Below are 11,721 nucleotides of genomic sequence, written 5' to 3' on the forward strand. Positions count from 1 at the left end.
AGGCGTGCTTTTGGTGCATGGTAAGAAAGTTTAGTAAAGCCTAAAGCACGTCTAATATTTTAGTTCTGCATACTCTGAAAGGGGGAGGAATGAAAGTAAGCGAATTAACATTACCGGTTATCGCGAATTATTGCCGTATTATGGATGACGACGTATCCGATAGCGAGAATTTATCTTTGGAAGCCATGAAAATTGCGGCAATATCTTATGCGAGATCTTATACAGGGCTTAGCGACTTGGAAATGGAGAGGCACGAGGATATTACGATTGCGATTCTTACCCTCATCGCGGATATGTATGACAATCGCTCCATGATTGTGGATAAGAATAATGTTAACCGTACAGCTGAAATTATCCTCTCCATGCATGCGAAGAATCTTCTTCCTGGAGGTGCAAGTGATGGCAATTAATGCGGGAAGGCTTAGGAAGGTCATCTCGGTCTACCGTTACGAAGAGTCGGAAAATTTCGTAGGATCTACAGTGACGAGGTTGATTCCGGTAAAAAAGCTCTACGGAGAGATTCGCCCGGTAAGAGGAAGTGAATATACAGAGTATTACAAGGAATATCACACTTTATCCGTTAAAATAACGCTCCGTTTCTGGGAGGGGTTAAAACCTACGGATATTCTCGTGTATAAAGACCGGCAGTTCATAATCCAGTCGATTATTAATCCTCTGGAGGAGAACTATATCGTCGAGTGTATGTGCACGGAGAAGAGGGAAAAGGAGATAGCCTATGAGTGATGCCTTGGATATCAATTTTCATGGGCTTGATAAGGATTTTCAAAGCATTATAGACCAATTTCCGGAAGAATCTGAAAAGTATCTCCGGGAGCAGGCAAACAAGTGGAAGAAAGATTGCAACGAAAAAGGCTATAAAAATTACACTAGTGGGAAGAAGCCGATTCCGAAAAGCTGGAAGATTGAGATGGAAAAGGACCTTTTGTACCGTGCAACAGCAGTGTCTGTAACAAATAAGAGCCCTTTATTCCACTTGCTTGAGAATGGTCATAGAAAATGGCTGTTCGGCCATGACACAGGAGGGTTTGTTCCGGGAAAGCATTATGCGGAACGAACGAGAGAGGAATTTGGAGACAGCTTTGGAGAAAACACGGACAAATTTGTCGCTAAAGCACTGAAGAGGCATAATTTATGATTGAATTATTAGAAGTGAAAAAGTCTTGTAATGCTGCGCTGAAAGTGGCCTTTCCCGATTTTAAGATTTATGGAACCGACGTAAGAGAAGGCTTGAAGCTTCCCTCTTTTTATACGGAAATCGTGCCATATACGCTTAACTATGAATCCTTAAATCTTGTTCGGCAGACCTGCGGATACAAAATAACCTTACTTGAAAAAACACCAAATGAAGAATTAGAGCTTTCCGTATTTGAAAAGATCCGGAAAGCTTTTCATTTAAAGGTGAGAATTAAGGACAAGCTGGTAACTGTGGAAAGTGTGGAGTTTGACTACATCGGCGCGGAAAATAATATTTTTCAGATTACCGTGCGTTTTCAGTGGTTTGATTCCATAGCGGTAGAAAAGAAAGAAGAGACTGTAAAAGAGTTGATTGTGAGAGGAGTAGAGAATGAGTAAATTAAAATCTCCGGAAGTAAACATTAGCTTCGTTGAGAAAGGGGAGTCCGCAATTCAAAGAGGCGAGAGAGGAATTGTAGCCTTAGGATTACAGGATAAGACGAAAATAGATCCGTTTACGGTATTTTCTGTTACGGATATCCCGAAAGCTTTAAGCGAGACAAATGCACAGTACGTAAAGGACGCCTTGCAGGGCTATGTAACGTCTCCGAGAAAAATCCTTGTTTATGTGATGCAGGGTGGAGCAGATAAGGTAAATGCCGAGTACACAGCAATGCTTAAATACTTTGCACAGAATCGATTTGATTATCTGGCCATTCCGACAGTTAAGACAGACGGGAAGACAAATGAGGTAGTTACCTGGATTAAGAATCTTAGAATCGAGCAGAAGTTAAAGCGTAAGGTTGTTCTTCCGGAAGTGCTAGGAGATAGCGAGGGAATTATTAATGTAAATGCGAGTCTTACTCGTCCGGATGGAACGGTGCTTACTCCAGAACAGGTAACACCGAGAATTGCCGGTCTTATTTGTGGCACACCTTTGAGTATTTCTATTACCTATGCACCGCTTAAAGATTTCATTGACTGCCAGCGCTTTACCAAACAGGAAGCGGATGAAGCAGTAGGAGCCGGAAAGCTTATCTTTATGTATGACGGTGAAAAGGTAAAGGTCAACAGGGGTGTAAACTCTTTAACTACTACAAATGAGTTGAAGGGAGATAGCTTTAAGAAAATTAAGATTGTGGAAATCATGGATATGATTTACGAGGATATCCGGAGGGCTTGGGAAGATACCTATGTCGGGAGATACGCAAATACTTATGATAATAAATGCTTGCTTATTACCGCCATTAACTCCTATTTTTCCGGACTGATTCGGTCCAATCTGCTTTCTAAGGGCGAGTGCTATCTGGACCTTGACGGGCAGAGAGATTATTTAAAGCAGCAGGGTAAGGATGTAAACAATCTTTCAGAGCAAGATCTAAAAGAAGAGAATACCGGATCCAGAGTCTTCTTAAGAGCGAATATTTCCATTTTGGATGCTATGGAAGATATGGACTTGGAGATCTATTTGTAAGAAAGGAGAAAAGATGGAAGGTTTTGTATCTGATCAGGTCATTAACGGTACCTGGGGAGAACTTTGGGTTGATGACACTTATATGGCGGAGGTTACTTCTTTTAAGCTGGAAATCAATGCGAAGTATACGCCAATTTCCAGAGCAAGAAGCCTTATGAATGGGCAGAAGCTTACCGAGGTAGAGGCAAAAGGAGAAGTTAAGCTACACAAGATTTCGTCTTTCCTTGCCAAGAAAGTTTCTGACGGCCTGAAGAATGGTAAGGTTCCGAATTTCAAGATTATTTCTAAGCTTGCGGATCCGGCAGGGCTTGGTACGGAGAGAGTTGTGGCATATGGCTGCAAATTTGATAAGGCAATCCTTGCGAACTGGGAGCACGGAAAGAACGCAGAAGAGTCCTACAGCTTCACTTGTGAGGATTGGGATTATATTGATGCCATTTAGGAGGAAAGTATGGAGGAGTTTAAAAGTATATATAAGATACTTGCTATTCTCCATATGTCTATGGATTTCGAGGAGTGGGACAAGAATCTTTTGTCCCATGAATCCTTGAATCTTTCATTTCCTAAGTGGTCAAGAATTATGAGTATGCTGCTTAAAGAGGGGTATATTTCCGGAGGAGAGATGATTGAGAGTGTTGAGGGCTTTTATCCTAGAATAAAGCTTATAAGACCGGAGATAACCTTAAAGGGCTTAGAGTATCTTGAGGAGAACAGCTTGATGAAGGAAGCGATAAGACTGATTCAAGGCGATTCAAATATTGTGAAATGGGAGGAAATATGAGTTTAACGCAAAAACTTTTACAGATTGATAGAGGACAGTTTCAGAAGGAAGAGTTTCTGGAAGTAAAGGCAAAGAAACTAAGCGAGATTACGGGAGAAGAGGTTGTGCTTAAGTTTCGCGCGCTTTCCGGAAAAGAATATACATCCATTGCATCCACAGCCGTGAGAGACAAGGGTGGGGTGGATTATTCAAAGGCTTATGATGTAAACGCTTTGATGATTTGTGAAGCCCTTATGGAACCCAGCCTTAAAGATAAAGAACTGCAAAAACATTTTGGAGTAGCCAGTCCTAAGGACTTGGCTTTTTTATTTTTCCCCGGAATGGAGCTGACAGTCCTTGCTGATAAGGTTACAAAGTTCTCCGGCTTTCTGGAAGAGGATGAAGTTAAAGAAGTAAAAAACTAATTGAGTCCGACAGCGAAACTAACGCGATGTATTGGCTTTTCCGCCTACATCACTGGAAGCCGTCGGACTTCTTTAATCTGGGATATGGAGAGAAGCGGATTGTACACGCATTCCTTCAGGTAGAGATGGAACAGAGGAGTAAAGAATGGCAAACAGAACTGTAGACGTAACGCTAAGGCTGGTAGATAAGTTTACCGGAGGAATCCAGAAATCGCTTAAATCTATAACTGCTATGGATAAGAATACTGCAAGAATTGCCGGAGATATACAAAAAGCCGGTGATTCCATAGCAAATACTGGAACAGCAATTACTGCAGCAGTTACAGTTCCGATTGTCGGTGCGGGGATTGCAGCAGTAAAAACTGCAGCGGATTTTGAAAGTTCCATGAGTGGTGTTAAAGCTATAATGGGTGAGAAGTGGGACGACAGCCTAACAGAACAGGCGAAGCACCTCGGCGCAACGACGGCATGGACCGCTAGAGAAGTCGGGGAGGCTATGCAGTATACCGCTATGGCCGGTTGGGATGCCAAACAGAACATGGAAGGTCTAAACGGTATTCTTTCAGCAGCGAGTGCCGGAGGGATAGGCCTAGCAGAGGCTACCGATGTCATGGTTGGTGCACTTGCAGGATTCGGAGAAGGTGCGGATCAGGCAGAGAAGTACGCAGATATCATGACTGCAACTTTCACGAATACAAAGACGGATATGCTTGGCCTCGGGGAATCCTATAAATACGTCGGTTCTCTTGCCGGAACACTCGGCTATGATTTTGCGGAAGTCAATACGGCAATCGGTATCATGGGAAATGCTTCTATTGACGGCTCTCAAGCTGGTACGACTCTTAGAACAGCGCTTCTTAATATGACAGGTGACTCTAAAGAAGTGAAAAAAGCAATGGGAGAACTGGGGATCTCCATGACGAACAGTGACGGCACGATGAAATCCTTTTCCGATGTTATGCATGATATGAAGAAAGGATTTTCGGGACTTACCGAAGAAGGAAAGCTTTTCTATGCAAACCAAATCTTCGGGAAAACTGCCACGGCAGGAATGCTTGCTGTAATCAATTCCACTGATGACGCCTATGACAGCCTCGAAAGAAGTATCAAAGGCGCGAGCGGTGCAGCAGGAGAGGCAGCCTCCGGGAGACTCGATAACCTAAATGGACAGCTGACGCTTCTTAAGTCAGCTATTGAGGGTATAGCTATTCGAATCGGTGATTTTATACTTCCCTACTTAAAACAGTTTGTAGAATGGGCGCAAAAACTCGCGGATAAGCTGAATAGCATGAGTGACGAACAGCTGAAGGCTGTACTCAAAAATATCGCCTTAGTAGCCAGTATAGGGCCTATGCTAATTGCATTCGGAAAACTGGTTAAAATAGTCGGTATTGTCATTAAAGTGTTTGCCCTTGTCTCAAAAGCTGGCGGTTTTATAGCTGTAATTACCGGCCCGGTTGGGTTAGTAATTGCAGCAATTTTAGTTTTAATCGGCATAGTGCTTTTAGTGCGGAAACATTTTGATGTTTTTAAACAGGCGCTAAGTAAGTTTAGTCCGGTATTTGAAAATATCATGGTTCATTTGAACGGCATTAAAGATACGGTATTAGCCGGCTGGGAGGCCATAAGTCCCGTATTGGGAATGTTCATTAATTGGCTCGGTGAAAGACTTGTTGCCTCAATAGGAGTAACGATAGGACTGATTTCTAGTGTTGTTGAGATCGTAGTTGGTGTTGTTGAAGGAATTATAAAAATTATTGGCGGAATCATAGAGTTCCTCGTAGGTGTATTTACCGGAGATTGGGAAAAAGCCTGGAAGGGTGTACAAGACGTGGTTGAAGGTATATTCACGGCCATATTTTCATTCATTAGCGGAATTATTAATGGAATAATAGGAGCGGTCAAAAATGTCATTGATGCTATAGGCAGTATCGTAGTCCCAAATAGTGGAGAAACCGGAACTGCAACCGCAACGACAGTCCCGAAGATGGCTGGTGGTACTATGAACTGGACAGGCGGACTTGTTCAAGTTAGCGAACGCGGAGGAGAAATCATAGACCTTCCTAGTGGATCTCGGATTTATCCCCATGACCAGTCTGTTGCTATGGCGAGAGCTGAGGGACGCAGAATGACTAGCACTAGTATATCGGTAAATGTCAGCGGGAATAATTTCACAGTTCGCGAAGAAGCGGACATCAATAAAATAGGTGATGCGATAGCGAGAAAATTGTCTATGGCTATAAGTAATAGAGGGGAGTGGACATTCAGTGGAAATATGGCTTAACAATATATCTATTCCGGTACTGCCCTCCGAATATCAGGTTCAGAGTTCGCAGAACAATCAGAGTGAAACTATCATAGGAATTGGAGAGGTTTCTTTGAAGGGGAAAAGGAACTTGATGACGGTTTCTTTCAGTTCCTTTTTTCCGCTCCGAAGAAATTCCTCATATTGCAGGAGAGGTAGCATTCTTAAACCACTGCAGTATGTGGATGCAATCGAGAGGATGAAGCAGACGGGTACCGTTAAGCTAGTCATTACAGGAAGCCCCATAAGAATGGACTGTACCATAGAATCTTTCGAATGGGGAGAGAATGACGGCACAGGTGATATTTTTTACTCAATCAGCTTTAAAGAGTACCGAAATGTTGGTGCTTCAAAGTCTTCTGTTGCCCAAGATGGCCTCGGAGAAAGTGCTCCGCCAGCGGATGGAGCAAACCAAGAAACGGCCCGTACCGTGCCAAAAGTTAGCACACAAGAGTATATAGTGAAAAAGGGAGACACGCTTACTTCTATCGCAAAGCGATTAACCGGCTCCTCCAACTGGAAGCCAATCTATACTGCTAACCGTGCAGTAATAGGGGGAAATCCTAATCGGATTAAAGTAGGGCAAAAGCTTGTTATTCCGGGAGGGTAAGAATGACAGTAACACTAATAAAAGATAGCGGGCAGTATTCCATCCCTGTATCTAAGGTTGAGTGGAGCGGGTCTGCAAGCCAAGCTTCTCGGGAACTGTCCTTTGACCTGATTAATGCTCCTAATGACAGCTTTGATATACCGAAGGTGTCTACCGGAGATTTTGTTAGTTTCTCTTATAACGGGGAAGAAGTGTTCTATGGACAAATATTTGGAGTGGAACGGAGCTCTAATATAGGGACGATTACCTACACGGCTTACGACATGATGAAGAATCTGCTGGAGAGCACCGGGCAGTACAATTTCAAGAATTTAACTGCAGAAGGGATAGCAAAGCAAGTTCTCGACGATATGCAGATACCAATAAGACATTTACACCCTACCGGCGTGAACATCCCCTCTTTTCTTTGTGATGATAAAGGAATCTATGAAATCATCATGGGAGCCTATACAAAGGCTCACCAGGTAACAAAAGATAAATACTTCCCAATGATTTATAAAAGAGGCTTTGCGGTCTATAAGACGGAATGGAGTGTAAGGAACTTTATCCTATCTGAATCAGAAAATATTACAGCTGCAAGCCTTACGGAAACAATGGAAACCATCGTGAACAGGGTTAAAATTTACGATGAAAAAGGGAAGCAAATAGGCGAGATAAAAGATGATGGATCTATAAAGAAGTACGGTGTTTTCCAGAAGATTTTCAAGAAGGAAGAAAAGGATACAGTGCAATCCGCTAATGCTCTTATGAGCGTACAGCCAAAGCAAGAGATAAAGATAAGTGCCTTAGGAGATATTAATTGCTTAAGCTGTTATTTTGTAAATGTTAAGGATTCCTCTACGGGGCTTAACGGAAAATACTGGATCAGTGCTGACCGCCATAGTTTTGACGGGGAAAAATACACGATGGAGCTTGATATCTGCTTTGATTCCGTTATGGATGAGAAAAGCTTTGATGAAAAGAAAGAGGATAAACATGTGGGAAAACACTCTGGCAAATCTGCTTCCAAAGGACGAGGGAAGAAAAGAGTTAAAGCTGGCGACGATGACCGGGGAAGATTCTTTAAGTCTGGGAAAGTTGGAGCTCCGGAAGGAGGATCTGTTAGTAAGCCAGCATCTAATAGGCCGTTTGTGCGTGGAAGCAATAATGCAGTCGCCAAGTAATGGGGGGTCTTGCACAGATAAGAGTAAATATTTGGATAAATTGAAAGCCGGAGATACCGTCCTTGTCTATCAACTTTCTGATTCCAAATTCGTGATAATTGATAAGGTGGTGAGTTTATGAGCCTTTTACCTTCTTTTTATGACGTAAAAGAAAACCTGACAGCGAATGAATATTTTCCGAGAGAATACGAAATAGATTTTACGGAGAACCGTCTTACCGGACGAATTGTGGAGGGGCTGGATGCAATCCGTATGTGGGTGTGGTGCTGTATGCATACGGAGCGTTTCCGCTATGCTCTTTACTCTTGGCAGTATGGCGTGTCACTAGAGAAGTATCTTGGGCAGACTACTACGGAAGAGTATCTGGAAGCCGACAGCAGGGCGGAGATAGAAGAAGCTTTAAAAATCCATCCCTATATCACGGGAGTGGACGATTTCCAAGTAAGTAAGAACGGAACAAAGCTAAAAATCAAGCTTACAGTAAAGACAAAACTGGGAAAAATTGAGGTGTCTGAGAATGTATGAGAATCAAACAATGGAAACAATACTCGGGAGAATGCTCTCCAGGGTGGAAGGGGATATCGATAAGCAAGAGGGGTCTTTGCTGCATACTTCTAATGCTTTAGCAGCTATTGAGCTTGCCACTCTTTATACGGAGCTCGATTGGATGCTGAGACAAGCCTTTACCGATACGGCGGATAGAGAGTTTGTCATTATGAGGGCGAAAGACAGAGGAATCACGCCTGAACCGGCTACCAAAGCAATCCTTAGAGTGAGCTCCACGCCGTCAGAGGTTGAAATCCCTATTGGGGAACGTTTTACAGGAGACACGGCAAATTACAAAGTGATAGAGAAGATGGATTCAGGATCCTATAAGGTTGAGTGTGAGGAGCCTGGAATAGTTGGAAACAAAACCTACGGAAAGATTATTCCCATCGGCTATATCGATAAGCTGGAAGAAGTGAATATCTCCGAGCTGCTTATCCCCGGAGAAGACGAAGAAAGCACGGAAAGCCTAAGAGAAAGATTCTTTAACTCCTATAAATCCGTGGCTTTCGGGGGAAACAAAGATGATTACGTTGATAAAGTTCTCGCCCTTCACGGTGTCGGTGCGTGTAGGGTGAAAAGAATCCCCGGGAACGATGTGGGTAAAGACGCTATCAAGCCTCCTGAAGGGACTGAAGCATGGATAAAAGGTCTATCCGGAAGTGAAGATAAAAAGAAGTGGCTAAGCCTTGTATATGAGCTGATACAGAAGAGCGCCCTGTCTTTAGGTGGAAGTGTCTCGGTTAAAGTACTGGATACCACTTTTGCAAAAGCAAGTACGGAGCTCATCCGACAAGTACAGGAAAAAATAGATCCTTTACACGGTGAAGGGTACGGCCTTGCACCTATCGGGCACACCGTCCTTGTGGGGGCACCACAGGAGAAAGAGATTGCTATATTGGGGCAGTTTACCTTCGCCAGCGGATATAGCTTTTCTGCACTGGAAAGCCAGATTAAAGAGACGATAGAAAAGTACATGCTGGAGCTTCGGAAGGCTTGGGCCGAGGAAAATGCGGTAGTTCGACATGTACAGATTACTGCAAGGCTACTAGCTATTGAGGGTGTTGTGGATATCAAAAACACGAAAATTAACGGAAGTGCAGATAATCTAAACCTTACAGAGGATGAAATACCGGTGCTAAAGACCGTTTCGGAGGGATAAATGGAAAATACGGATTTATTAGTAAATCTTCCGGAGTTCCTGAAAGCAGTAAAAGACTTTCAAGCTGTGGGTAAGAGTGAAAATCCGGAATTTACTCTTATATGGCTAAAAGCAGAGACGTGGCTAAAGGACAGATTTATATCTTCTATGACGGAAGACGGTCTTTCAAAAATGGAAGAGTTTCTCCGCATTCGCCCTTTAGACAGCGATACCGAGGAGGATAGAAGACAAAGGCTTCTCGCTATCGAAAATAAAGCACTTCCTTACACACTACGAAAGTTAAAAGAGGTATTAGGGAACACGAGCGGGGAAGGAAACACGGATGTGCTGGTGGAGGGATTCTCAGTTACTATTCCCGTTAAGCTTGCGAGTCTTAGATCACTCGATTTCATAAGAGAGACCGCAGAGCAGATGATACCAATGAATATGCACTTTGAAATTCATGTTATTTATAACCGTTGGAGGAATTTCAGCAAAAAAACTTGGGAAGAAATGAAATCGTGCACATGGGAAGATGCTCATCAAAATGAGAAGTGGCAGAAAGGAGTATCATGACGCAAACAGAAAACTTGAAATTAAACAAGCCCGATAAAACGGATTTTATAGATATAGAAAAGCTTAATGAAAACATGGATAAGATAGATGGCGCTTTAAAAGCCGCGCTATCTGTCGCGAATACTAAAGAATCGCTTGTCACACTTTCGGCCAGCAACTGGTCTTCCTCTGCACCATATAGCCAAAAGGTAGCTGTGTCAACGGTCAAGGCCTCTGACTCCGTATCTATGGGAAAGGCGCACACGAAGACATCCAGTCCTTCTGACATTGAGACCTATGACGAGATGGCGGGACTGATTACTAGCGCAGAGGTTACAGATGGCTTCGTGACCTTCTATTGTGCAGTAGAGAAGCCGACAGCTGATTTCAAGGTCAAATTAAAGGGGGGTAAGTAATGAGTAGTGTTTTTATACCTCTCGGCGGTGCCGGAGGAAAGAGCCGTGGTGATAAGGTGTTCATGGATGAAAGTTACACTCATCTAAAATTGGGAGACACTGCAAGCATGGCTCTCCCTCTTCCGGCAGGCGTTTATAAAAAATTCAAGCCGGAGAGAGCAGATGATGATTTACCGGAGTCTATCACATCGTCCGGAGACGGGAAAAATGCTGTTATTGTTCTGGAAGACAAGCTTCTCAAAAAGATGGCTCTGGAAGCCTTCGGAATCGCTTCGATAACAAATTTTAGTTTGTCCATGTACGCTCATCGACAAGTCCGGCTTACATGGGCGAAACCGAGCGAGGGCTTGTTTAGTGGTATACATTTTGTCTTCAAGTATGACAGTATGCCGACGAGTGAGACAGACGGTTTTATGGTTTATGACAGCGCCGATGTGCACTATGAAACGCCAAAACTTGAGGAAAGAGAGCTGTATGTAAGAGCGTACAGCTACGTCACGGTAAAAGACGGTAGGTGGTATGACGAAGGGAAAGTAAGTGCTCGAATCACCGTAACAGGAATCAGCGGTTCGGTAACTCTAGGTGTAGGTGCCGGCGTATGGACCGTACCAGACAAGGTGGACAAAATTCGATATATTCTTGTTGGACAAGGCGGTGCAGGAAATGATGGTGGGCGTAATTATTGGAATACCGGAGCTGGTGGCGGTGGTGGTTATTTTGTTACGGGGTACATGAATGTAACACCCGGACAGCAACTAAACTATGTAGTACCATCTTATCAAGAAGGACTTTTCCATACCATTGGTAATACCATTGTTGATGGAGTAAACTTACTGTCAGTTAACGAGCTTCAAAAATACACCTTGATATAGGTCCTCAACTTTTCAATTATCTTATTATCATTTTTATGTCATGTCAAAATTTTATAATAAACGGAGGTGGTTCCGTATGGAGAAAGTCTTCTTAACCGTTTCTCCCGGAATTGATGCATGGAGCCCATCTATATATTTCTTTGACGCATCATAGTGCTCTTTTAACACATCTCTAAGTCTTATTTCCTTTACACTTATCCCTTCTGTTCCGGTCGCTTCCAGCTTTCTTTCTTCTCGACCTATCCGCACCAACTGAAGAA

The 11,721-nt window shown here is 43.2% G+C and carries 17 protein-coding genes and 1 pseudogene; 17 read left to right on the plus strand and 1 reads right to left on the minus strand.

All coding sequences use genetic code 11. From position 1 onward, the window contains the following. The first annotated feature begins 89 nt into the window (after nt 1–89). From HMPREF9624_RS01245 to HMPREF9624_RS01320, 17 genes are all read left to right on the plus strand, one after another. On the plus strand, nt 90–410 hold the full coding sequence (locus HMPREF9624_RS01245; RefSeq protein WP_009536182.1) for a head-tail connector protein: 321 nt from the start codon (nt 90–92) through the stop codon (nt 408–410). Then, entirely contained in the window at nt 400–744 is a 345-nt protein-coding gene (locus tag HMPREF9624_RS01250; RefSeq protein ID WP_009536183.1) for a head-tail adaptor protein, read from the plus strand. The genes HMPREF9624_RS01245 and HMPREF9624_RS01250 overlap by 11 nt, the downstream gene beginning before the upstream one ends. Then, nucleotides 737–1,156, plus strand: a complete 420-nt coding sequence (locus HMPREF9624_RS01255) for a hypothetical protein (protein ID WP_009536184.1) — start codon at nt 737–739, stop codon at nt 1,154–1,156. The genes HMPREF9624_RS01250 and HMPREF9624_RS01255 overlap by 8 nt, the downstream gene beginning before the upstream one ends. Beyond that, nucleotides 1,153–1,593, plus strand: a complete 441-nt coding sequence (locus HMPREF9624_RS01260) for a phage tail terminator family protein (RefSeq protein WP_009536185.1) — start codon at nt 1,153–1,155, stop codon at nt 1,591–1,593. Before HMPREF9624_RS01255 ends, HMPREF9624_RS01260 begins: the two co-directional genes overlap by 4 nt. Continuing rightward, entirely contained in the window at nt 1,586–2,668 is a 1,083-nt protein-coding gene (locus HMPREF9624_RS01265; protein WP_009536186.1) for a phage tail sheath subtilisin-like domain-containing protein, read from the plus strand. Before HMPREF9624_RS01260 ends, HMPREF9624_RS01265 begins: the two co-directional genes overlap by 8 nt. 13 nt (nt 2,669–2,681) lie before the next feature. After that, nucleotides 2,682–3,110 carry a phage tail tube protein gene (locus tag HMPREF9624_RS01270; RefSeq protein WP_009536187.1) on the plus strand — a complete coding sequence of 143 codons (429 nt, stop codon included), beginning with the start codon at nt 2,682–2,684 and terminating at the stop codon, nt 3,108–3,110. 9 nt (nt 3,111–3,119) lie between these two features. Continuing rightward, nucleotides 3,120–3,449: a YjcQ family protein gene (locus tag HMPREF9624_RS01275; protein ID WP_009536188.1), complete on the plus strand. Its 330-nt coding sequence runs from the start codon at nt 3,120–3,122 to the stop codon at nt 3,447–3,449. Continuing rightward, nucleotides 3,446–3,853, plus strand: coding sequence for a phage tail assembly chaperone (locus HMPREF9624_RS01280; RefSeq protein WP_009536189.1), 408 nt, complete (start codon nt 3,446–3,448; stop codon nt 3,851–3,853). Before HMPREF9624_RS01275 ends, HMPREF9624_RS01280 begins: the two co-directional genes overlap by 4 nt. A 145-nt stretch (nt 3,854–3,998) precedes the next feature. Next, entirely contained in the window at nt 3,999–6,137 is a 2,139-nt protein-coding gene (locus tag HMPREF9624_RS11360; RefSeq protein WP_009536190.1) for a phage tail tape measure protein, read from the plus strand. A 271-nt stretch (nt 6,138–6,408) separates the two neighbouring features. Beyond that, nucleotides 6,409–6,768 carry a LysM peptidoglycan-binding domain-containing protein gene (locus HMPREF9624_RS11835; RefSeq protein ID WP_195891121.1) on the plus strand — a complete coding sequence of 120 codons (360 nt, stop codon included), beginning with the start codon at nt 6,409–6,411 and terminating at the stop codon, nt 6,766–6,768. Between the two features lie 2 nt (nt 6,769–6,770). Beyond that, entirely contained in the window at nt 6,771–7,931 is a 1,161-nt protein-coding gene (locus tag HMPREF9624_RS11840) for an XkdQ/YqbQ family protein (RefSeq protein WP_009536192.1), read from the plus strand. After that, entirely contained in the window at nt 7,897–8,052 is a 156-nt protein-coding gene (locus tag HMPREF9624_RS12345) for a hypothetical protein (RefSeq protein ID WP_408637213.1), read from the plus strand. Before HMPREF9624_RS11840 ends, HMPREF9624_RS12345 begins: the two co-directional genes overlap by 35 nt. Beyond that, nucleotides 8,049–8,456: a DUF2634 domain-containing protein gene (locus HMPREF9624_RS01300; protein WP_009536193.1), complete on the plus strand. Its 408-nt coding sequence runs from the start codon at nt 8,049–8,051 to the stop codon at nt 8,454–8,456. The genes HMPREF9624_RS12345 and HMPREF9624_RS01300 overlap by 4 nt, the downstream gene beginning before the upstream one ends. Before the next feature lie 10 nt (nt 8,457–8,466). Further along, nucleotides 8,467–9,639 carry a baseplate J/gp47 family protein gene (locus HMPREF9624_RS01305; protein WP_195891124.1) on the plus strand — a complete coding sequence of 391 codons (1,173 nt, stop codon included), beginning with the start codon at nt 8,467–8,469 and terminating at the stop codon, nt 9,637–9,639. Then, on the plus strand, nt 9,640–10,194 hold the full coding sequence (locus HMPREF9624_RS11365) for a putative phage tail protein (RefSeq protein WP_009536195.1): 555 nt from the start codon (nt 9,640–9,642) through the stop codon (nt 10,192–10,194). Beyond that, nucleotides 10,191–10,589 (plus strand): hypothetical protein, encoded by a 399-nt coding sequence (locus HMPREF9624_RS01315; protein ID WP_009536196.1) that lies wholly within the window; start codon nt 10,191–10,193, stop codon nt 10,587–10,589. The genes HMPREF9624_RS11365 and HMPREF9624_RS01315 overlap by 4 nt, the downstream gene beginning before the upstream one ends. After that, entirely contained in the window at nt 10,589–11,461 is an 873-nt protein-coding gene (locus HMPREF9624_RS01320) for a glycine-rich domain-containing protein (protein WP_009536197.1), read from the plus strand. The genes HMPREF9624_RS01315 and HMPREF9624_RS01320 overlap by 1 nt, the downstream gene beginning before the upstream one ends. 51 nt (nt 11,462–11,512) lie before the next feature. Here HMPREF9624_RS01320 and HMPREF9624_RS11890 read toward each other — a convergent pair. Next, nucleotides 11,513–11,721, minus strand: a pseudogene (locus HMPREF9624_RS11890) (ISLre2 family transposase); the annotation flags it as partial.

The sequence above is a fragment of the Oribacterium asaccharolyticum ACB7 genome (assembly GCF_000238075.1).
In the GTDB taxonomy this organism is placed as follows: Bacteria; Bacillota; Clostridia; order Lachnospirales; family Lachnospiraceae; genus Oribacterium; species Oribacterium asaccharolyticum.